This is a genomic window from Rhodococcus jostii NBRC 16295 (genome assembly GCF_001894825.1).
Taxonomy (GTDB): Bacteria; Actinomycetota; Actinomycetes; order Mycobacteriales; family Mycobacteriaceae; genus Rhodococcus_F; species Rhodococcus_F jostii.
Map to the genome: position 1 here is coordinate 42948 of NZ_BCWY01000047.1, position 19947 is coordinate 62894.

Below are 19947 nucleotides of genomic sequence, written 5' to 3' on the forward strand. Positions count from 1 at the left end.
CGATGTCGCGACTACTGCGGGCGTACCGCTCCACGGGGGCCGATCTGCCGTTCGGCAACGTCCTCGCCGCGCACGACGTCGCGATGGAAGGCTACTTCTGGCGGTTCACCCAGCCCGCGACGGGACAGGTCGTCATCGCGCTGGCCGGGATCAACCGGGCCGCTGACGGTCACTGGTCCACGCTCGGTCTCGCCGGTCACCCCACCGGATTCCTGCGTACGGCGGCGCATCCGGAGGGTTACGCCAACCCGGCGGGGCTGGGCGCGTTCGCCGGCGACGCGTTCCGCGGGTCCGTCGACCGCGTCCACGTGGATCTCGGGCCCGATGCCCGACTCGACGTCCGGATCGGCGCGCAGGTCCCGTGGCCGCGGCGCAGGCTCGGCGGGTCGAGCGTGTTCCAGACGGTGCCCGCGCTGAACCAGTACTGGCACCCGTGGCTGCTCGGCGGCAGGGCCGAGGGCACGGCCGTGCTCGGCGGCACCGAGATCGACCTCGACGGCGCCCAGGTCTACGGCGAGAAGAATTGGGGCAAGGGCGGTTTCCCCGACTCCTGGTGGTGGGGTCAGGCTCACGGTTTCGCCGACCGGCAGGCGTGTGTCGCGTTCGCGGGCGGCGAGGTCACCGCCGGTCCGCTGCGCACCGAGGTCACGGCCGTGGTCGTCGCGCTGCCCGACGGCACGGTGGTCCGTCTCGGCAACCCGGTGACGTCCCCGGTGCAGGCGCACGTCACCGACGAGCGGTGGTCGCTGCGGGGACGCAGCCGCACGTGGAGCGTCGAGATCGAGGGCGGCTCGCCGCTCGGCTCGGCCCACGTGCTGCCGGTTCCGCTCCCCGCCGAGCGCCGCAACATCCCCGGAGCCCTCGAGCACCTCGCCGGCTCGATGAGTGTCACCGTCCGCCGTCGCGGCGAGCTGGTCTGGGCCGACGAATCACCGCTCGCCGCGCTCGAGCACGGCGGCATCGAGAGGGCGCGGGCGGAGCTGCGCAGGCGGGGTGCGCCACCGGACGCGACGTCGGCGCCTCCCCTCAGCTGATCACCTCGAGTTCGGGCGGCTGCAACGCCGCGACGATCTCGTCGGTCTCCGCGTGGAGAACCCCGATTCGTCCGGCCTCCTCCAGATGACGCGCGTCGACGCCCGAGATGGCATCGGCGGCGACGAGCACCTTGTAGTCGCGGGCGCTGGCATCGACGATCGTCGCGCGCGGGCAGTTGGCGTAGTTGCACCCCGCGATCACCACGGTGTCGACCCGCCACCGGTGCAGGCGGTCGTCGAGGCCGGTGCGGTAGAACGAACTCCATCGCGGCTTGAACAGGATGAGCTCGGAGGGTGAGACGGTCTGGAGGTGCCCTGCGAGCAGGGCCTCGGGGTCCAGCGGTGGCACTCCCAACTCGGGCGCCACCTGGGAGCCGGCGGTGCCCGGTCGGGCGATGTCGAGTCCGGCCGCGATCACGCGGCGACGGCACAGGTCCACGTCGTCTCCCGCGTACAGCCGGACGACGTGCACGATCGGCGCCGAGGCTTCCCGATAGGCGTCCACGAGACGGGTGATCGCGGGCAGCACCGCCGAGGTCCCGGGGATCGGTGCCGTCCCGCCGTCCACGAAGTCCACCTGTGTGTCGACGACGAGCAACGCGGACCGGCCGAGATCGGGGGCGAGGAACGGATCCGAGTTCTGCCGCCAATGGGTCACGCTGCAAATCTAGCGCTCGCGCGCAGCCTGTCGCCGGAATCACAGGGACCGGTTCATTCGCCCGAAACGCGGGTTTGGGACGATGGAGCGGGTGGGGTAGCGCGAGAAGGGTCCCGACCGATGACTGTGAGCGATGAGAACTGGCCGTTGATCGGCGCGACAGGGGCGCGCTTCGGATCGGCCGGCCGGCGTCGCAGCGCCAGAAAAGAGCAGGACGGGAGCCCGCCGCAGTCGGCCGAGTGGGTTCCGCCCGTGCCCGCCGAGGACGTTTCGGCGCAGGTTGAGGCCGCTTCCGAACCCGTCGACCCGACTCCCGACACCCGCGAGCGCACTGCTGACTCCGCCGAGTGGGTGACTCCCGAGGACACCGTCTCCATCGTCCGGCCGTTCATTCTCACGGGCGGGCGAACCGAGTCCGGGGTAGATCTGCCGCTCGAGGCGCTCATCGTCGCCTGCGCGGACGGGGGCGCCGTGGTGGACGGGATGCCGGCGCCGGACGAACTGCGCCGCGTCTTCGCGCTCTGCTCCGAACCGCGGTCGGTGGCCGAGATCGCGTCGCTCGCGTCGATCCCACTGGGGGTCGCGCGGGTACTCCTCGGTGATCTGGCCGCAGCCGGGGCGGTGAGGGTGAACGAGACGGCCGGATCCACCGGACCGGACCGCGCACTGATGCAGCGCGTCCTCGATGGGCTGCGCAAGATCTGATCCCTCCCCCGGAAGGGGGGAGCACACGCACCGACGCACACGAATTCGTCAGCCGCACACGCTATTGCCTGTGCGGCTGACGAATTGCTGTGACGCTAGAGCGAAGTCCGGCGCATCGCTCCGACCGGATCGGAGTAGATGGTGCTCAGCGAGACCACCGTCGACGCGTACTCCTGCACCCGGTTGCCGAATCCGGAGATGCGAATGTCCCTGCGCTCCAGCGACGACGCCTGCGCGAACGCTTCCGCGACGTGCGGGATACCGGCCGGGTACTCGGTGAACGCCTGGCCACCGAGGATCACCCGGTCGGGGTTGAACAGATCCCGCAGCATGGCCACCGTCTTCCCCAGCACCTGGGCACGGTTCACCAGAAGATCATGTGCGGGAACGGAACCCGACGACGCCACCTTGTACAGCGCACTCATCGTCGGCCGCTGGTTCGACTCCGGAAGGATGCCCGCGTCGAGTGCGGCGGAGAGGACCGCGCGATCGCTGATCGTCGCCTCGAGGCATCCGCGTGAGCCGCACGAGCACTGCGCGGACGAGCCGGTCGGCAGGTGCGCGATGGAACCGGGGCCGCTCGAGGGTGTGTGGACGCGACCGTCGATCGTGATCGCGATTCCCGCCGTCTCGCGGGCGTAGAAGTATAGGCCCGTTTCGCCCTGCGCGACACCGTCTTCGCTGTCCGGGCTGAGCAGGAGTTCGGACGCGGCCATCGCCTCGACGTGCGCCGCGACGGACACGGGCAACCCGAGCCCGGTGGCGATGACGGCACCGACCTGCGCGGACTTCCACCCCAGCCGGGGATGGTCGACGACACCGGTCTGCGGATCGACCCGCCCACCGAGCGCGACACCCGCCCACAGCGGACGACGCCGGTGCCAGCGGGAGGCGAAGGCCCGCGCACTGCGAGCGATGGCGGTGAGTGCGTCGGCGGATGCCCCCTGCGGGGTGGGCACCTCGACCGCGCCGAGGACCTTCCCTCGCAGGTCGCTCGCGATGATGCTGGTCACGACCGCGCCGATGTGGATGCCCACTGTCAGATACGGCTCGTGGTTGACCTCGAACGGAACACGCGGACGCCCGATCGCGCCGGACGGCGTGAGGTCGCCGCGCTCACGCAGCAGCCCGAGGTCGAGCAGCGCCGACACCTGACGGTTGACGGTGGCGATGCTCAGTCCGGTCGCCTTCGCGGCGACATCCCGCGACAGCGGCCCGCGAGAGCGGGCAACCCGCAGAACACCGGCGGCCGGACCGTCGCTGATGCGCAGCTCGGGGGGAACGATGTGGAGACGGGGACGGGACGCCGGCCGCGGGAATCGGGATGCGGATCCGGTGCGGTTGGGGATGGAAAGCGTGGGGGTAGACACGTGGCAGTCCTTGCATGCGGAGGCGGTGCGCACCTTCGTCCGAACGCGGCATCCGTCCCGGAACGGGACGAGGAGGACGATCGATCAGGAGAAGACGGCGCGAATTAGCTGCAGATGCTGAGACAGCGACAACACAGTTCCCGCGCCAAGGGCAGCCGCGAACCCAGCGCGGAGGTCACGTAGGTGACCCGCGGAGCGGTCGACTGGCCTGAGGACATGACACGAAAATAGCAGCTTCGCCCGGTTTCACCAATTGGAAGGCGCGCCGGTACCAGGGGGTGGGACTCTCCACCCCCAGGGTGACTGTCCGGATTCCCACCGTCGCCGGACCATAGATGTACACGTTCACCAGGTCGAGGAGCAACGATGACCGATATCCCGGCGGAGCCCGCCACCGCGCCTGCCGACCTGAACCGGATCCACTCCGAGATCGCCCGTCTCGACGCGGAGATCCTCGACGCCGTCAATCGCCGGCTCGCTCTCGCACAACTCGCCGCGCGGACTCGTGTCGAGACAGGCGCTCCCATGGTCGCCCTGGGCGGTGAGACGGACGTGATCCGGCGGTATCAGGACGAACTGGGGCCACGGGGTTCCCTGCTCGCCCTGGAACTGCTTCGGCTGGCGCGTCCGCCCTTCTCCTCCACGTACCGGAAACGGTAGCCCCCACACCACAACTCGGTCCACACCGAGCGCGAGAGCAGCGCCCAGCGCCCCAGCGGCACTGGGCGCTGTTCGATGCCCGGTTGCGATCAGGGTGACGCAAATCCTTCCGGCGACGCGCGCCCCGATGGTTCGGTTACAGGACTCCACACCGCCTCCGGTATCCGAAAGGTCCCTCATGTCCATCGATTTCGCGCCCGAGCACGTGACAGACGCCGACGCGTCCACCCCTGCCGCGAGCGTCGTCAAGCTCGGCGCCCACATCGGCGCCCGGATCGACGGCGTCCGGCTCGGCGGCCACCTCGACCCCGCCACCGTGTCGCTCATCCGCCAGGCACTGCTCGAGCACAAGGTGATCTTCTTCCGCGGCCAGGAGCATCTCACCGACGACTCCCAGTACGAGTTCGCGGAGCTTCTCGGCTCCCCCACCACCGCGCACCCCACTGTCACGTCGCGCGGCACCAAGGTTCTGCCCATCGACTCCGACTACGGCAAGGCCAACAGCTGGCACACCGACGTCACGTTCGTCGATCGCATCCCGAAGGCGTCGATCCTGCGCGCCGTGAAGCTCCCCACCTACGGCGGTTCCACCACGTGGGCGTCGGGTGTCGCCGCCTACAACGCACTGCCCGAGCCGCTGAAGGTCCTCGCCGACAACCTGTGGGCGACGCACACCAACGTCTACGACTACGCGGCCACCAGTGCCGAACGCGCGCAGGACGAGAAGGCGAGCGAGTACCGCGCCGAGTTCCAGTCCACGTACTTCGAGACCGAGCACCCGGTGGTACGGGTGCACCCCGAGACCGGCGAACGCACACTCCTGCTCGGCCACTTCATCAAGAGCCTCGTCGGCCTGAGCAGCACCCAGTCGCAGGCCCTGTTCCGGGTTCTGCAGGATCACGCCATCTCTCTCGAATTCACCACCCGGTGGAACTGGCAGGACGGCGACGTCGCCATCTGGGACAACCGGGCCACGCAGCACTACGCGGTCGCCGACTACGACGACCAGTACCGGCGCCTCAACCGCATCACCCTGGCGGGCGACGTCCCCGTCGACATTCGGGGTGAGCGGAGCCGCAGTGTCGCCGGCGACGCGAGTGGATACTCCGTCATCGACGAGCCCTAACATGACCGCATGACCCTTTCACCTGACACCCGCATCGCCGTCGTCACCGGAGCGAGCTCCGGAATCGGAGAAGCCACCGCCCGCACCCTCGCCGCGCAGGGATTTCATGTGGTCATCGGGGCCCGGCGACTGGATCGTCTGGAGAAGATCGCCGAAGACATCGGCGGTACCGCGCTCGAACTCGACGTCACGGATCAGGACTCCGTGGACGCGTTCGCCGCGGTACTGCCGAGGGTCGACGTGCTCGTCAACAACGCGGGCGGCGCCAAGGGACTGGCCACTGTCGCCGAGGCCGATCTCGACGACTGGCGGTGGATGTGGGAGACGAACGTCCTGGGCACCCTTCGGGTCACGAAGGCGTTGCTGCCGAAGCTGGTCGAGTCGGGCGACGGCCTGGTCGTCACCGTCACGTCGCTGGCCGCGCTCGAGGCCTATGACAACGGTTCCGGCTACACGACGGCCAAGCACGCGCAGGCCGTCCTGCACCGCACGCTGCGCGGGGAGCTGCTCGGCAAGCCGGTCCGTGTCACCGAGATCGCCCCGGGCGCAGTCGAAACCGAGTTCTCGCTGGTGCGGTTCGAGGGCGACCAGGAACGCGCCGACAAGGTCTACGAGGGCATCACCCCGCTCGTGGCCGCGGATATCGCCGACGTCATCGGATTCGTCGCTTCACGGCCGTCCCACGTGAACATCGACCAGATCGTGGTCAAGCCACGAGATCAGGCCTCGTCCGGACGTTTTCACCGCACGACGTAAGCGACTTCGCCGCCGTCCGCCTGTCCTGGTGTTCGAGTAGCAGGACCACGGTCCACAGTCCTGCCACGATCGACATCACCGATCCCAGCAACATCCATCCCATCACAACAACCCCTGCCGAATCGGACTGTCGGGGGTCGTCCGTCGACCCCTCGACAGCGGACGACACCCCACAGTTGCGTTCCCCGAGGGCGCGGCGCCGTTGACGCGTCCTCATTCAGGTAGACGCAGCCGTTTCGGTTTCGGTTCCCTCGAAGTCGGAGAAAGTTCGCGGAGTGGGACGGAACCGCCCTCCCGCACGTGAGTGGCATTGTGTGCTCGGGCACACAATGCCACTCACATGGGGCGTGGTCTCTAGGCGAGGGCGGAAAGGGACTGCCACTCGGGCCAGTCGACGGCCCAGTCGTAGATGTCGCCGTCCGCGGCCGAGAGGTCGATGGACGTTCCGGTCACCTCGACGGGATCGCCGTACATCGCCGTGCCGAAGTACTGCTGCGCGTCCTCGAGCGAGAGGTTGATGCAGCCGTTGGTGACGTTGGACGAACCCTGGACGCCGATGGTCTCGGGGTTGGCGTGGATGAACTCGCCGTTGTTGGAGATGCGGACGGCCCACCGCTCGCGCACGTTCTCGTAGAACGGCGGGTTGGACATGAGGAAGTCCTCGTGCTTCTCGGTCACCATGTGGATGCCGCTGCGCGTGACGTTGCGCGCCTCGTTGCCCTCGCCGTAGCTGACCGGGATGTCCATGATGGTCTCGCCGCCACGCACCACCTGCATGCGGTGGCTGGGTGCGTTCGCGATCACGATCTGACTGCGTCCGACGGTGAAGTTCAGCGACAGGTCCTCTGCGCCGTACGCTCCGTCGCCGAAGTCCAGGCCGTACAACTTGGCGTCGAGGCCGACGGTGGTGCCGGGTGCCCAGTAGTTCTGCGGACGCCAGTGTGCGCGCGACCCGTTGTCGTCGGGCAGCCACGCCCAGGAGCCGGGGGTGGGCGGGTTGGTCGTGACGGTCATGGCCTTCTCGACCGCGGCCTTGTCCTCGACGGACTCGTGGAACTGGACGATGATCGGCGCGGCGATCCCGACTTCCTGACCGTCGCCGATGTTGAGGGTGGCGCCGATCGTCTCGTCGGGCTCGAGAGTGGTGAAACTGCCGTCGACGGCGACGGACTTTCCGTCCGTGCCGAGTGCCGTGCCCTTCCACGTGTAGGTGGCCCCGTAGCCGAGCGCCTCCCCGACGGTGAACGTGGTCCGGTCGGGTGACAGCACACCCTGCACGGCGCGGCCCTCGGCGTTGACGAGCGAGATGTCGGTGAACGTGCCCTGGGTCGCGGCCGCGGATATCGGCGACACCGGGTTGACGTCCTCGGCGCCCGAGGACGGGTTCAGGGTGACGTCGACTGCCGGTTCGGGGGGCGCGGTGGCTGTTCCCGTCTCGGAGACCGTGCATCCGGTCAGCAGTAGGAGAAACGCGATCAGCGCGGCCGCGATCAGCGACCGACTTGTCCGAGAACCCAGTTCATGCACAGCTAACAGGTTACCTGCGCTACGGACCCGTCTCAGAGCGCGCAGCCCACCGTCACGGGTTCGGGTTCAAGCCGGACACCGAACGCCGATTGGACGCCGTCACGGACGTCGCGGGCCAATGACAGCAGGTCTTCGCTCTTGGCGGCGCCACGATTGGTCAGGGCGAGGGTGTGCTTGGTCGACAGCCGGGCGACGGCGTTCTCGCCGGGATACCCCTTGGAGAAGCCCGCACGCTCGATCAGCCACCCCGCAGACAACTTGGTTCCGCCGTCCGCCGGATACTGCGGAACGGTGACGTCACCGAGGCGGGTCTCGATCGCGGCGAGGACACCCGCCAACTCCCCGTCGGACACGACGGGGTTGGTGAAGAAGGAGCCCGCACTCCACGTGTCGTGATCGTCGGGGTCCAGCACCATGCCCTTGCCCCGGCGAAGGTCCAGCACGGCGTCGCGGACCTGCGCCGACGGCAGCCGATCGCCCTCGGAACCGCCGAGCGCCGAGACGAGTTCGCGGTAGCGCAGCGGCTCGGAGAGCCCGTCGGGATGGACGGTCAGTTCGACCGCCAGCACCAGGGCGGCGTCGGAGTGCTTGAGAACGCTCGTGCGGTAGCCGAGACCGAGGGCGCCGGGTTCGACCCAGCGCGCCTCACCGGTGCGTCGGTCGAGCAGCTGTACCCGCCTCAGCATCGATCCGACCTCGACGCCGTATGCGCCGACGTTCTGCACCGGCGTGGCCCCCGTCGACCCGGGAATCCCCGACAGGCACTCGAGCCCGCCCAGTTCGGCCGCGACAGTCTGCGCGACCACCTGATCCCACTCGGCCCCCGCCTCGGCAGTGACGAATCCCTCCTCCAGACCGACAGTGGTGTTGCACACACGCGCCACCACGCCGTCGAATCCGTCGTCCCCGACCACCAGATTGGAGCCACCGGCGAGGATCAGCGCCGGGATCTGCGCGGCGTCGAGGAGGCGCACCACGTCGACGAGGACCTGCGTCGTCGGACACTCGGCCACGATCCGCGCCGGCCCGCCGACCCGGAGCGTGGTCATCCCCGACAGTTCGAGGTTCTCGGACACAAAGGCGCCCGAATCGACGAGTTGACTGACAATGCTCACGTCCCACACAACCGCAAACGGTAGCCTGCGGATCGTGAGTCGCCGCATCGAGCATTCGTCGTCCTATGCGTTTCCCGTCGCCCAGGTCCATGCGGGCCTGATCACCGAGCAGTACTGGCGCGACCGTCTCGACCGGGTCGGAGGACCGGGGGCGACCCTGGACGAGGTCACGACCGGCCCGGGCACCATCTCGGTGGCCATGTCTCAGTCGATTCCCGCCGAGCACCTGCCCAGCATCGTCTCGAAGGTCCGATCCGGTGACCTCGTGATCAAGCGCACGGAGACGTGGGGCACCCTCGACGGCGACCGCGCCGAGGGCACCTTCACGGCCGAAGTCCAGGGTGCGCCGGCGACGATCTCGGGGACCCAGACCCTGACGGCTACCGGTTCCGGGTCGAACGTGCAGGTCGAAGGCAAGGCCGACGTCAGGATCCCGCTGATCGGCGGCAAGATCGAGGGTGCGATCGCGGACGAGGTCCTGCGCCTGATCGCGAAGGAGCAGGGGTTCACGGAGCAGTGGCTCGGGGCCTGACCTGGGGCGGGTGTCCCTTGTGTTCCGTCACAGCCGGTAACCTTGGCGATCATGGCTCGCCGCATCGACTACTCAGCCCGTTACAAGCACACCCCCAAAGAGGTGTACAACGCGTTCACCAACCGTGACTACTGGGATGCTCGCATCGAGGAGATGCGGAAGTACTCCGAGAACCACATCGAACACTTCGAGGTGACCGACGACGGGATCGACATCGTCCTGCACCACATTCTGCCGCGCTCGGAACTCCCCGAGATCGCGCAGACCGTGATGAAGAAGGACATGGTCATCACGCGCAAGGAGTCGTACACGCCCTTCGGTGAGCCGACCACGGGCACGTACGAGGCGTCGATCCCGGCGGGGCCGGGCAGCCTCACGGGCACCATGAAGCTGTTCGCCACCGAGACCGGGTGCACGTTCCGCACGTCGTCCGAGGCCAAGGTGTACCTGCCGTTCGTCGGCGGGAAGCTCGAGCAGCTGATGCTCGTCAACCTGATCGACCTCTTCCGCGCCGAGGCGGAGATCACCGAAACGTGGTTGTCGCAGCACTAGCAACCACCGCGCAGACTTCTCATGACTTCAGCGACGCTGAAGCGGCCTCACGGTGTCATCACCCGGGGCACGACAGGCATCAATCGGCTGCGACGCAGCGACCGCTGGCTCGTTCACGACGCGCTGGTGCGCCGGACCCTGCGCGATTCCGCCGACCCGCTCGTCGTCGACCTCGGGTACGGCGCCCGCCCGCACACCACGTTCGAGTTGGCCGACCGGCTGGCCGCCGTGCGCGGTGACCGCCGGGTGGTCGGGCTCGAGATCGACCCCGAGCGGGTGGTCGAGAGCAGGAACGGAGTGAGTTTCGCCCGCGGCGGGTTCGAACTCTCCGGACTGCGACCGGTCCTGGTCCGCGCCTTCAACGTGCTGCGGCAGTATCCCGAGGACGCGGTCGGGCCGGCCTGGGCGCGCATGCAGTCCGGGCTCGCGCCGGGCGGGCTGATCGTCGACGGCACGTGCGACGAACTGGGCCGGCGCTGTGCGTGGGTGCTGCTCGACGCCACCCGCCCGCTGTCACTGACGCTGGCGTGGGATCCGTTCGCCGTGGAGAAGCCCTCGGACATCGCCGAACGCCTGCCCAAGGCGCTGATCCACCGCAACGTCCCGGGCGAGCCGGTCCACGCCCTCCTCACGGCAGCGGATCGCGCCTGGGCGACGGCGGCCCCGCACGGCTCGTTCGGACCGCGGGTGCGGTGGCGGGCCGCTCTCGAACTGCTGCGCGCGCAGGGACTTCCCGTGCAATCCCAGCGCCGCCGGATCCGCGACAACATCCTGACCGTTCCGTGGGCACTGGTCGCGCCCGGTTCCGGCACCAATTAATTCACGCGACATCCCCCGAAGCGGCCCGTAGAGTCACTTCACGAAACATGTTGTGCCGGTGCGCAGGCGAGGGTTACTTCGACTGTGGATCGCGTGGTCGCCGGTTCGAATCCGGTCAGGGACGCAGGTCCCTGTAGCTCAGCGGTAGAGCGCGTCCGTGCCTTCACCGACTCTGATCTCGGCACGACATGCGTGCGCGCCACCCGGTGCGCAGACGACGGATACTTCTCAGGCGAAGTGCGCAAGCACGCGGTTCGACTCCGCACCCCGTCGTCGCCTCGACCTCGGGTGGCGCGCACTCCACGCGTACACCGACACCTCCCGGAAGGAGGAACGACCCCATGAGCAAGTTCAACCTGAAGACACTGCGCCGCAACATGCTACAGAGCCCCGTCACGTCGGAGACGCAACCGACCGGACGCACCTTCGAAGGCGGCAGCGGCTACGCCCGCGACGCGAAGAGCGAGTTGTTCCTCCTCGCGGTCACCAACATGGTCGGTGAGAACACCTTCTACGAGTCGGCCTCGGACCGCGACGGGAGGTTCGTCGAGCTGATCCACGAGGTCGCTCTGGCGGATGCCGAGTGGACCGCCCGCCTGATCGGGTGGCTGCGCCGCGACGCGCATCTGCGTTCGGCGTCGGTGGTGGCCGCCGCCGAGTTCGTCCGGGTCCGGCTGGGCGCCGGGCTGCACGGTGGCAACCGTGCCGTCATCGCCTCGGCGCTGGAGCGGGCCGACGAGCCGGGTGAGATCCTCGCCTACTGGATTGCGCGCCACGGCCGTTCGATCCCGAAGCCGGTGAAGCGCGGTGTCGCCGATGCCGCCGTCCGGCTGTACTCGGAACGCTCGCTGCTGAAGTGGGATTCCGATGCGAGGGACGTCCGCTTCGGCGACGTTCTCGAGCTCACCCATGCGTCGCCGTCGGCGCCGTGGCAGGGCGAGCTGTTCCGGCACGCGATCGATCGTCGGCAGGGACGCGAGAATGCCGTGCCCGCGGGTCTGCGCATGCTCACGGAACGGGCGTCGCTGGCGGCGCTCCCGCCGGAGGATCGGCGTGCCGTCCTCCGCACCCCGGAGCGGCTGTCGGCGGCCGGCATGACGTGGGAGTCGCTCGCCGGCTGGCTGCAGGGACCGATGGATGCGGCGGCGTGGCAGGCGGTGATCCCGTCCATGGGATACATGGCGCTTCTTCGCAACCTGAGGAATTTCGACGAGGCCGGGATCCCCGACCACGTCGCGGAGCAGGTGGCGGCGCGGATCGCGGATCCGGGTGAGGTCGCGAAGTCGCGGCAGTTGCCGATGCGATTCCTCGCGGCGTACCGGAATGCGCCGAGCCTGCGGTGGGGACATGCGCTCGAGCGTGCGCTCGGGGCGTCACTGTCCGCGGTGCCGTCGCTCCCCGGCCGCACCCTGATCCTCGTCGACCGGTCGGGATCGATGTTCTACAGCCGCGTCTCGGCGCGGTCGGAACTGACGAGGGCCGACGCGGCCGCCGTGTTCGGCACCGTGCTGGCTGCGCGCGCCGAGCGGGCGAACCTGGTCGAGTTCGGCACGGGCAGCCGGTTCGTGCCGTTCAAGCACCAGCCGGTCCTGCGGGTCGTCGACAGTTTCGGCGATCTCGGCGGCACGGACACGGCGTCGGCGGTGCGGAAGCATTTCCGCGATCACGATCGCGTCGTCATCGTCACCGACGAGCAGGCGGCGTGGGGTGAACCGACCCGGCACGTCCCGGCCGACGTCCCCGTGTACACGTGGAACGTGGCGGGCTACCGGCACGGTCACGGACCCACCGGCACTGCGAACCGCCACACGTTCGGCGGGCTGTCGGATGCGGGATTCTCGATGATCCCGCTTCTGGAGAACACCCGGAACGGCGAGTGGCCGTTCTGATCCCGGGGCGGTGATCGGTCAGGTGCAGGTGGCCAGTGCGTGTTCGACGCGCTGCGCCACCTGCGCCGGCAGGGCTCCGCATTCCCCGTGCAGGGCGCGGGCGTTCAGCCGCCCGATGGCGACGCCGTCGGCGACCACCTCGTCGAGCAGTTCCTGCGAGATGCCGCTGGCGGCGAGGTCGAGCGCCGTGCACATCGGCGTGGTGATGCGGAGGGGGCCGACCTGCTCGCAGTCCTCCGGGCGGAGGGAACGCCGGTGCAACGCCAGCTGCTGCGTGGGCGAGGGCGGCGACAACACCGTGGAGAGGTGGATGAACCGCGGGTACAGGTGCCCGAGACCGTGAAGTTCGGCGGCACTCTGATGCGAGACCGCGGCGGCGGCACCGAACCAGGTGCACCACTTCGCGAATTCCTCGAGATCGGAGTGCGGACAATCCTTCATGCGGAACAGATCTCGCTCGATCTTGACCCACGAGCCGTCGGCGACGTGCTCACCGATGTCGTCGGCAGCGAAACCGAGGCGCAGCACCTGCGCAGTGGTGAAGAAACCCGCCTGAGCCGTCGCGACGCGTGTCAGCTCTTCACCGACACCTTCGCGCTCCGGGTCACCGGGACGTGGAGCCAACCATCCGGACATTCCCCTAGATTACTGGGCGTTTGTGGCACGTATCACAATTTCTGCGGATCTCGGCGACCCGCCGCGGGCGCATTCACAGAAATTGTTCAGAGTTGTCGGGGAGAATCCGTGCAATGGCAGCCCGAACGAACTCCGCACCCCGAAGTAACCGTGTGCTCGTCATCTCTCTCGTCGTCATCGCCGCGCTCGTCGCGGTCCTCGTCGGCGGCGAACTCTTCGTGCGCAACAGAGTCAAGACGTGCATGGCAGACCAGTTCGAGACCCAACTCGGCTCGCAGGTGGATGTGGGACTGAGCTGGAAGCCGGTCCTGCTGCAGTCGATCGACAAGAACGTCCCGTACATCACCATCGACTCCGACGACACGAAGTTCGGCCCCGCGCAGGGGATGCAGGTCCACGCCCAGGTCAACGACATCCGGATCGAGAACACCGCCGACAGCAGCGGCACCATCGGCAGCTCGGACGCGGACATCACCTGGTCCACCGCGGGCATCCTCGCGACACTGCAGCAGCAGGCGTTCGGCTCGCTCATCAGCGGTGTCACCGCCGATTCGAGCGCGGGAACACTGAGGTTCTCCGTCGGCCCGGCCGGGCTCGCGGACCTGACCGTCAAACCGGAGGTCGTGAACGGGACCGTGAAGGTGCAGACGGTCGGTGCGGAGATCCTCGGTTTCGGTCTGCCCACCGACCTCGTGGACGGGGTCGTCCAGACCCTGACCTCGAGTCTGCAGACCTACCCGCTGGGTATGCAGCCGACGTCGTTGAAGGTCACCGACGACGCCATCGAGATCACCCTCGAGGGCGGCGCGTACTCGATGCCTGCCGCCGGCACCCAGCAACAGCAGCAGGAACAGCAGAGCAGCTGCGGCCTCCTGGTCTGATCGACCGGCGGGTCAGTCGGGCAACCCGTCCAGGACGGCGCGGGTTCCCGACAGACCCAGCCGCGTCGCCCCGGCCGCGATCATGTCGAGCGCGGCCTGCGCGGTGCGGATCCCGCCGCTCGCCTTGACCCCGATCCGCCCGTCCACGGTCTGCGCCATCAGCCGCACCGCTTCCACGGTCGCTCCCCCGGCCGGGTGGAACCCGGTGGACGTCTTCACGAAGTTCGCACCGGCACGCTCGGCGGCCCGGCACGATTCGACGATCGCCTCGTCGGTGAGCGCCGCGGTCTCGAGGATCACCTTGAGGACGGTGCTGTCGCCGACGGCCTCCCGCACGGTGAGGACGTCGGCCAGCACCGCATTGAAGTCGCCGGCCACGGCGGCGCCGATGTCGATCACCATGTCGATCTCCTGCGCGCCCTGATCGACGGCGAGCCGGGCCTCGGCGCCCTTGACCAGCGAGTGGTGCTTCCCCGAGGGGAACCCGACCACCGCCGCGGTCACGAGGCCGGGCGCCTTGACCGGAAGCATCGACGGCGACACGCAGACGGCGAGCACACCGAGTGCACGCGCCTCGACGATCAGCGCCTTCACGTCGTCGGTGGTGGCCTCGGGCTTGAGGAGCGTGTGGTCGACGAGGTCGGCCACCTGGGAGCGGGTCAGTGCAACGTCGGACATACCTGTGAGCTTCGCACAATGCCGTCCGGGGCTTGCGGCACGGCCTAGCATCGCCGTATGAGTGATCCGGGATCGATCTTCGACGAGGCGCGGCGCGAGTTCGACCGGCTGACGACGGCCGTGTGGGCGCCGGCCGGGCAGTCGCTCGCCTTTCAGCTCGGCCTGCGCCCCGGCGACGCCGTCCTCGACGTGTGCTGCGGCGCAGGGTCTTCGGCGTTGCCCGCCGCCACCGCGGTGGGGCCGTCGGGTCTCGTCCACGGGGTCGACCTGTCCGACGAACTCCTGGAGCAGGGCCGGGTCAAGGCGTCGGAACGCGGACTGCAGAACATCGAGTTCGTCTGCGCGGACGCCACCACCTGGGAGCCGCCGAGCACCGTCCCGGACGCCGGTTACGACGCGCTCGCCTGCTCGTACGGCGTGTTCTTCCTGCCCCACATGGATGCCGATTTCACCCGGCTCGCGGGCCTCGTCCGGCCTGGTGGGAAGGTCGGGATGACGGTGTGGCGGCGGGGGGCGTTGCGCGACTTCGCGGACGCGTTCCACGACGCCGTGGCCCGGCATCGGGAACCCGCGCCCGAACCGGCCGGGTCGCCGTTCGATCCGCTCGAACGCATCGACACCCCGGATGCGCTCCACCAGTGGCTGGGCGAGCTGGGCGCGCACTCGACCGAGGTCCGGGAACTGTCCAACATCATTCCCGCCACCCCCGAGTTCGCCTGGGACCTCGTCCTGGGTGGGAACTTCCGCCGCGCACTCGCCCCGTTCGACGACCGGACGGTCGAGCAGATCCGACTCGATCTCCTGCAGCTGCTCACCGAGCGCGCGATTCACGACGTCGACGCAGGCACCCTCGTCGGCACCGCCGTGGTGAACGGCCGGAGCGCGACCTGAAAGACTGGTGCCCATGAGCGCTGCTTCGACCGAGGACCACCGGTACGTTCTTTCCCTCGGCTGCCCCGACCGCACCGGCATCGTCGCCCGGATCTCGACGTTCCTCGCCGACGTGGGCGGCTGGATCGTCGAGGCGGCGTACCACGCCGACGCCGACACCGGCTGGTTCTTCACCCGCCAGGCCGTCCGCGCGTCTTCGGTCGACATGTCCATCGAGGAACTCCGGGAGCGCTTCGCGACGGTCGCCGCCGAGCTGGGTCCCGAAACCGAGTGGACGGTGTCCGACACCGGTGAGCGCAAGCGGGTGGTGCTGCTGGTGAGCAAGGAGGCGCACTGTCTCCACGACCTGCTGGGCCGCGCGGCCGGCGGCGAGTTGCCCGCCGACATCTGCGCGGTGATCGGCAACCACCGCGACCTCGAAAACGTCACGCGACAGCACGGCATCGACTTCCATCACGTGCCGTTCGCGAAGGACCCCGCCGACCGCGGGCCCGCATTCGAGCAGGTGCGTGAACTGGTCGACGCCCACGATCCCGACGCCGTGGTGCTGGCGCGGTTCATGCAGGTGCTGCCCTCGGACCTGTGCGAGCACTGGGCGGGCCGGGCGATCAACATCCACCACAGCTTCCTGCCGTCGTTCGTCGGTGCCCGCCCGTATCACCAGGCGTTCGCCCGCGGCGTGAAGCTGATCGGCGCCACCTGCCACTACGTGACGGCCGAGCTCGACGCGGGCCCCATCATCGAGCAGGACGTGATCCGCGTCGATCACGCCGACGAGGTCGCGGACATGGTCCGGCAGGGTCGCGACATCGAGAAGCTCGTGCTCTCCCGCGGCCTGCGCTGGCATCTCGAGGACCGCGTCCTCGTGCACGGCCGTAAGACGGTGGTCTTCAGCTAGTCGCCGGCACCGTCGCTGACGGTGATGTCAGCGGTACACGTCGGGCAGGCCGTCGGACACCGACTGGGGGAAGTCGGGTTGCCGCTTGTCCAGGAACGCCGCGACCCCTTCGCGGACGTCGGCCGAGGCGCCGCGTACGTGGATGGCGATCGACTCGGCCCGGTGAGCCACCTCGGGGCTGTCGGCCCCGAGCATTCTCCACATCAGCTGCCGGGTCAGTGCGACGGAGACGGGCGAGGTGCCCGCCGCCAGTTCGCGCGCCACCTCGATCGCTCTCGGCAGCACGCGGTCGGTGGCGACGACCTCACGGACGAGGCCGCGTTCGAGCGCCTCTGCCGCTGACACCATCTTGCCGCCGACGGCCCACTCGACGGCGGTCGAGATGCCGACGATCCGGGGCAGGAACCAGGTGGAACATGCCTCCGGCACGAGCCCCCGACGGGTGAACACGAAGCCGAACTTCGCAGTGTCCGAGGCGATCCGGACGTCGGCGGGCAGCGTCATCGTCACGCCGACCCCGGCCGCCGGACCGTTGATCGCCGCGATCACCGGTTTCGTCGAACGGTAGATCCGCAGCGACGTCTGGCCGCCCGAATCCGGGGGCGCCTCACCGGTGTCCGGGTCGTCGTCGGTGACGAACGTGTCGCCGCCCGCCGCGAGGTCCGCGCCCGCGCAGAAGGCGCGACCGGTTCCGGTCAGGACGATCGCTCGGACCGAATCGTCCGCGTCGCACTCGTCGAAGACTTCGATGATCCGATCCCGCATTTCGAGAGTGAACGCGTTGAGCCGGTCCGGACGATTCAGTCGCACGACGGCGATCTCCTCGTGGCGTTCCAGCACGACGACGCTCTCGACACCGACACTCGTCATTTCTTCCTCTTCCTGTTCGTCTGATCACGGTGTGGGTGGAGCATCAGCGCACCTTCGAGAACCTCTCGGACACGTCCCGGTACTCGGAACGGATCGCGGTCTTCGACAGCTTTCCGCTGGGGAGGCGCGGCAGGGGTTCGTTCCGGATCACGACGTATCGGGGCACCTTGTAGTCGGCGACCAGTCGGTCGCAGTGCTCGATGATGGTGGCCTCGTCGACGTCACCGGTGACCGTCACGATCGCCGCCGGAGTCTCACCGAACCGCGAGTCCTTCGCGGCGATCACCGCGACTTCCTCCACTCCCTCGATCTCACCGATCACTCGCTCGAGTTCCACGGGTGAGATGTTGATTCCTCCCGTGATGATGAGGTCCTTGAGCCGGTCGACGAACTGCAGACGCCCTTCGCTGTCCCGCGTTCCCAGATCGCCGCTGTGCAGCCACCCGTCCTGCAGCGCGGCGGCGGTGGACTCCTCGTCGTTCCAGTAGCCCGGTGTGACGCCCGGTCCGCTCAGGAGGATTTCGCCTTCCTCACCGGGGTCGGCCTCGGTCCCGTCCGGGCGGACAACTTTCATCTCGGTGAAGATGGAGCCGTTTCCGCAGGTCTCGGGGTGGTCGAACGCCTCACTCACCAGAGTGGCGGTCGCGACTCCCCCGGCCTCCGTCATTCCGTAGATCTGGCGGAGCGCCACCCCCTTGTCCGCCCACCGCTGCAGCAGGGCGGGGGCGACGGCGGCGCCGCCGACGATCGCGGTGCGCAGCGAACCGAGGTCGGCGTCCTCGAACTCCGGGGCGCGGGAGATGGCGTCGAAGATCAAGGGGACGCCGAAGAGGGCCTGGACCCGGTGCTCGCTCAGCAGTGCCGCGGCACGTCCGGGTTTCAGCTCGCGTTCGATGATGATGGTGCCGCCCAGCACGGTGGTCATGAGGAGACCCCACACGAGGCCGGGTGTGAAGACCAGAGGCAGAACCAGCAGCGTCGTCGACCCGGGCCGCAGCCCTTCCTCCGTCAGCGACGCCTCGAAGACGATGTTCAAGAGGGTGCGGTTGGTGCAGATGACACCCTTGGAGAGCCCTGTCGACCCGCTGGTGAACAGCAGCGCCGCCGGCTCGTCGGGTCCGACGTCGATCCGGAAATCGTCGACGCCGCCACTGCGCAGCACCGAGAATTCGTCGAAGGGCAGCGAGTCGAATACGTCGCCCAGGACGCGCGTCTGCTCGACCGAGTCGCCGTACACGGCAGGCGCAATCACCAGGCGGGCTCCGGCGTCGTCGATCACCTTGCGCAGTTCCGCCGGCTTGAGCCGCGGGTTCAACGGTACGAGGACTGCGCCCGCCTTGAGGACGCCGAGGGCGATCGCCGGCCATGCGAGCGAGTTCGGGCCGAGTACACCGATGCGATCGCCCGCCTCGATCCCGGCCTCGGCGATCCGGCGGGCGATTCGGCTCGACCAATCCTGCAGTTCCCGGTACGTGAGCGCGTCGTCGTCCACGACGATCGCCCGCCGGTCGCCCTTCGTCGCCGCCCACCAGTGCAATGCCGACCCGATTGTCGCAGCCATCTCCACTCAACCTTCCGCCGTCGCCGTCAGGCGACATCGATGTTGCGGCGGACGCCTGCGCGCCACCGCCAAAACCTATTATCTATAGGTTAACTGATGCAGTACCGAATCGGACACCCCGATCGGCACGATTTCTCCTCGAGCGTTCGGCACCCACGATGGCCAGTCCGGCCGCGCCGGCCGCCGCCCCGCCCACCCAGAACCCGATCACGAACGCCTGCTCGGACGCCAGGCCCGTACCGGCGACGGTCACGGACGCGAGCAGCGTCGCCACCAGCGCACTGGCAAGCGAACTTCCGAAGGTTCGCGCAATCGCGTTGATGCCGTTGGTGAATCCGGTGAATTCGGACGGCACTGCGTCGACGAGCAACGCCGGCAGCGCCGCGTAGGACGCGCTCACGAAGACGTTGATCACGACGAGCGCCACCACCACCTGCCACAGCCGGGCGTGGGCCAGCGCCAGCATCGCGAATCCGGCGACCCCGATCCCGCAGGCTCCGAATGCATCACGCCGGCGGCGACCATGCCCAGTCCCCCGCCGACGGCGAGAATCCCCGACATCAGCCCGATCGCATTCACGAGCCGGCGAGGGCCGAGACGACCTCGCAGCACGGCGACGCCGATCGGGAACAAGGCGAACGACACCCCCTGGAGGACTCGCCCGAAGACGAGGACCGGGAGATATTCGGTCATGGTGCACAGCACCGAACCGAGGAGCACCACGACGAGGGTGCCCAGCAGAACCGGGGCGCGGACCGCGCTGATCGGCGAGTCTGTCCAGTACCGGCG

At 68.7% G+C, this 19947-nt stretch carries 22 protein-coding genes; 12 read left to right on the top strand and 10 right to left on the bottom strand.

Translation table 11 applies throughout. The features are described 5' to 3' along the window. Nucleotides 1-2 precede the first annotated feature (2 nt). A complete protein-coding gene (locus RJ1_RS26915) occupies nt 3-1034 on the top strand; it encodes a tocopherol cyclase family protein (RefSeq protein WP_073365579.1) in 1032 nt (343 codons plus the stop codon). Here the strand turns inward: RJ1_RS26915 and RJ1_RS26920 are convergent. Beyond that, a complete protein-coding gene (locus RJ1_RS26920; protein WP_073365580.1) occupies nt 1027-1692 on the bottom strand; it encodes a cysteine hydrolase family protein in 666 nt (221 codons plus the stop codon). The two genes, RJ1_RS26915 and RJ1_RS26920, sit on opposite strands and share 8 nt — an antisense overlap. Before the next feature lie 120 nt (nt 1693-1812). Here RJ1_RS26920 and RJ1_RS26925 point away from each other — a divergent pair, with 120 nt between their 5' ends. After that, nucleotides 1813-2397: a DUF742 domain-containing protein gene (locus RJ1_RS26925; protein WP_073365581.1), complete on the top strand. Its 585-nt coding sequence runs from the start codon at nt 1813-1815 to the stop codon at nt 2395-2397. 95 nt (nt 2398-2492) lie between these two features. On the opposite strand, the gene RJ1_RS26930 is transcribed toward RJ1_RS26925, so the two are convergent. Continuing rightward, complete coding sequence (locus tag RJ1_RS26930) at nt 2493-3767, bottom strand: ROK family transcriptional regulator (protein WP_073365614.1); 1275 nt, start codon at nt 3765-3767, stop codon at nt 2493-2495. Between the two features lie 366 nt (nt 3768-4133). On the opposite strand from RJ1_RS26930, the gene RJ1_RS26935 reads away from it, so the two are divergent. From RJ1_RS26935 to RJ1_RS26945, 3 genes are all read left to right on the top strand, one after another. Beyond that, complete coding sequence (locus RJ1_RS26935; protein ID WP_073365582.1) at nt 4134-4427, top strand: chorismate mutase; 294 nt, start codon at nt 4134-4136, stop codon at nt 4425-4427. Nucleotides 4428-4605: 178 nt separating this feature from the next. Then, nucleotides 4606-5553, top strand: coding sequence for a TauD/TfdA dioxygenase family protein (locus RJ1_RS26940; RefSeq protein WP_073365583.1), 948 nt, complete (start codon nt 4606-4608; stop codon nt 5551-5553). A gap of 9 nt (nt 5554-5562) precedes the next feature. Next, the gene (locus tag RJ1_RS26945; RefSeq protein WP_073365584.1) at nt 5563-6309 is read left to right on the top strand and encodes an SDR family NAD(P)-dependent oxidoreductase; all 747 of its coding nucleotides are present in this window, start codon (nt 5563-5565) and stop codon (nt 6307-6309) included. Between the two features lie 354 nt (nt 6310-6663). On the opposite strand, the gene RJ1_RS26955 is transcribed toward RJ1_RS26945, so the two are convergent. Further along, nucleotides 6664-7836, bottom strand: coding sequence for a L,D-transpeptidase (locus tag RJ1_RS26955; protein WP_073365586.1), 1173 nt, complete (start codon nt 7834-7836; stop codon nt 6664-6666). Nucleotides 7837-7868: 32 nt separating this feature from the next. Next, nucleotides 7869-8960, bottom strand: coding sequence for a UDP-N-acetylmuramate dehydrogenase (locus tag RJ1_RS26960; RefSeq protein ID WP_073365615.1), 1092 nt, complete (start codon nt 8958-8960; stop codon nt 7869-7871). Between the two features lie 25 nt (nt 8961-8985). Between RJ1_RS26960 and RJ1_RS26965 the strand changes: the two genes are divergently transcribed. The 4 genes from RJ1_RS26965 to RJ1_RS26980 all read left to right on the top strand — a co-directional run bounded on the left by RJ1_RS26965 (nt 8986) and on the right by RJ1_RS26980 (nt 12743). Further along, nucleotides 8986-9483, top strand: coding sequence for a DUF2505 domain-containing protein (locus RJ1_RS26965; RefSeq protein WP_174695023.1), 498 nt, complete (start codon nt 8986-8988; stop codon nt 9481-9483). Nucleotides 9484-9534: 51 nt separating this feature from the next. After that, the gene (locus RJ1_RS26970) at nt 9535-10035 is read left to right on the top strand and encodes a DUF2505 domain-containing protein (RefSeq protein ID WP_073365587.1); all 501 of its coding nucleotides are present in this window, start codon (nt 9535-9537) and stop codon (nt 10033-10035) included. Nucleotides 10036-10056: 21 nt separating this feature from the next. Beyond that, complete coding sequence (locus RJ1_RS26975) at nt 10057-10854, top strand: class I SAM-dependent methyltransferase (protein ID WP_073365588.1); 798 nt, start codon at nt 10057-10059, stop codon at nt 10852-10854. Between the two features lie 341 nt (nt 10855-11195). After that, nucleotides 11196-12743, top strand: coding sequence for a TROVE domain-containing protein (locus RJ1_RS26980; RefSeq protein WP_073365589.1), 1548 nt, complete (start codon nt 11196-11198; stop codon nt 12741-12743). A gap of 18 nt (nt 12744-12761) precedes the next feature. Here RJ1_RS26980 and RJ1_RS26985 read toward each other — a convergent pair whose 3' ends face one another. Beyond that, complete coding sequence (locus tag RJ1_RS26985; protein ID WP_073365590.1) at nt 12762-13379, bottom strand: type IV toxin-antitoxin system AbiEi family antitoxin domain-containing protein; 618 nt, start codon at nt 13377-13379, stop codon at nt 12762-12764. A 113-nt stretch (nt 13380-13492) separates the two neighbouring features. Between RJ1_RS26985 and RJ1_RS26990 the strand changes: the two genes are divergently transcribed. Continuing rightward, nucleotides 13493-14260, top strand: a complete 768-nt coding sequence (locus RJ1_RS26990) for an LmeA family phospholipid-binding protein (RefSeq protein ID WP_073365591.1) — start codon at nt 13493-13495, stop codon at nt 14258-14260. A gap of 12 nt (nt 14261-14272) precedes the next feature. Here the strand turns inward: RJ1_RS26990 and deoC are convergent, their stop codons facing one another. Next, a complete protein-coding gene (gene deoC / locus RJ1_RS26995; protein ID WP_073365592.1) occupies nt 14273-14938 on the bottom strand; it encodes a deoxyribose-phosphate aldolase in 666 nt (221 codons plus the stop codon). Nucleotides 14939-14995: 57 nt separating this feature from the next. Between deoC and RJ1_RS27000 the strand changes: the two genes are divergently transcribed. Together RJ1_RS27000 and purU are read left to right on the top strand one after the other, a co-directional pair. Beyond that, nucleotides 14996-15829 (top strand): class I SAM-dependent methyltransferase, encoded by an 834-nt coding sequence (locus RJ1_RS27000; RefSeq protein ID WP_073365593.1) that lies wholly within the window; start codon nt 14996-14998, stop codon nt 15827-15829. Between the two features lie 13 nt (nt 15830-15842). Then, nucleotides 15843-16727, top strand: coding sequence for a formyltetrahydrofolate deformylase (gene purU / locus RJ1_RS27005; RefSeq protein ID WP_073365594.1), 885 nt, complete (start codon nt 15843-15845; stop codon nt 16725-16727). 27 nt (nt 16728-16754) lie between these two features. Here purU and RJ1_RS27010 read toward each other — a convergent pair whose 3' ends face one another. The 4 genes from RJ1_RS27010 to RJ1_RS48930 form a co-directional block, all read right to left on the bottom strand. Further along, nucleotides 16755-17597, bottom strand: a complete 843-nt coding sequence (locus RJ1_RS27010) for an enoyl-CoA hydratase-related protein (RefSeq protein ID WP_073365595.1) — start codon at nt 17595-17597, stop codon at nt 16755-16757. A 43-nt stretch (nt 17598-17640) separates the two neighbouring features. Continuing rightward, nucleotides 17641-19158: a class I adenylate-forming enzyme family protein gene (locus RJ1_RS27015; protein ID WP_073365617.1), complete on the bottom strand. Its 1518-nt coding sequence runs from the start codon at nt 19156-19158 to the stop codon at nt 17641-17643. Between the two features lie 82 nt (nt 19159-19240). Continuing rightward, entirely contained in the window at nt 19241-19624 is a 384-nt protein-coding gene (locus RJ1_RS48925; RefSeq protein WP_073365596.1) for an MFS transporter, read from the bottom strand. After that, nucleotides 19570-19851, bottom strand: a complete 282-nt coding sequence (locus RJ1_RS48930; RefSeq protein WP_338049565.1) for a hypothetical protein — start codon at nt 19849-19851, stop codon at nt 19570-19572. The genes RJ1_RS48925 and RJ1_RS48930 overlap by 55 nt, the downstream gene beginning before the upstream one ends. Between the last annotated feature and the right edge of the window lie 96 nt (nt 19852-19947).

Excerpts from the sequence above, each read along its gene's own strand:
- RJ1_RS26975 (WP_073365588.1), top strand. The coding sequence starts at position 10,057 with ATGACTTCAGCGACGCTGAAGCGGCCTCACGGTGTCATCACCCGGGGC.
- RJ1_RS48925 (WP_073365596.1), bottom strand. The coding sequence starts at position 19,624 with ATGCTGGCGCTGGCCCACGCCCGGCTGTGGCAGGTGGTGGTGGCGCTC.
- RJ1_RS26985 (WP_073365590.1), bottom strand. The coding sequence starts at position 13,379 with ATGTCCGGATGGTTGGCTCCACGTCCCGGTGACCCGGAGCGCGAAGGT.
- RJ1_RS26990 (WP_073365591.1), top strand. The coding sequence starts at position 13,493 with ATGGCAGCCCGAACGAACTCCGCACCCCGAAGTAACCGTGTGCTCGTC.
- deoC (WP_073365592.1), bottom strand. The coding sequence starts at position 14,938 with ATGTCCGACGTTGCACTGACCCGCTCCCAGGTGGCCGACCTCGTCGAC.
- RJ1_RS26935 (WP_073365582.1), top strand. The coding sequence starts at position 4,134 with ATGACCGATATCCCGGCGGAGCCCGCCACCGCGCCTGCCGACCTGAAC.
- RJ1_RS27000 (WP_073365593.1), top strand. The coding sequence starts at position 14,996 with ATGAGTGATCCGGGATCGATCTTCGACGAGGCGCGGCGCGAGTTCGAC.
- RJ1_RS26940 (WP_073365583.1), top strand. The coding sequence starts at position 4,606 with ATGTCCATCGATTTCGCGCCCGAGCACGTGACAGACGCCGACGCGTCC.
- RJ1_RS26945 (WP_073365584.1), top strand. The coding sequence starts at position 5,563 with ATGACCCTTTCACCTGACACCCGCATCGCCGTCGTCACCGGAGCGAGC.
- RJ1_RS26925 (WP_073365581.1), top strand. The coding sequence starts at position 1,813 with ATGACTGTGAGCGATGAGAACTGGCCGTTGATCGGCGCGACAGGGGCG.
- RJ1_RS26980 (WP_073365589.1), top strand. The coding sequence starts at position 11,196 with ATGAGCAAGTTCAACCTGAAGACACTGCGCCGCAACATGCTACAGAGC.
- RJ1_RS26970 (WP_073365587.1), top strand. The coding sequence starts at position 9,535 with ATGGCTCGCCGCATCGACTACTCAGCCCGTTACAAGCACACCCCCAAA.
- purU (WP_073365594.1), top strand. The coding sequence starts at position 15,843 with ATGAGCGCTGCTTCGACCGAGGACCACCGGTACGTTCTTTCCCTCGGC.
- RJ1_RS48930 (WP_338049565.1), bottom strand. The coding sequence starts at position 19,851 with ATGACCGAATATCTCCCGGTCCTCGTCTTCGGGCGAGTCCTCCAGGGG.
- RJ1_RS27015 (WP_073365617.1), bottom strand. The coding sequence starts at position 19,158 with ATGGCTGCGACAATCGGGTCGGCATTGCACTGGTGGGCGGCGACGAAG.
- RJ1_RS27010 (WP_073365595.1), bottom strand. The coding sequence starts at position 17,597 with ATGACGAGTGTCGGTGTCGAGAGCGTCGTCGTGCTGGAACGCCACGAG.
- RJ1_RS26915 (WP_073365579.1), top strand. The coding sequence starts at position 3 with ATGTCGCGACTACTGCGGGCGTACCGCTCCACGGGGGCCGATCTGCCG.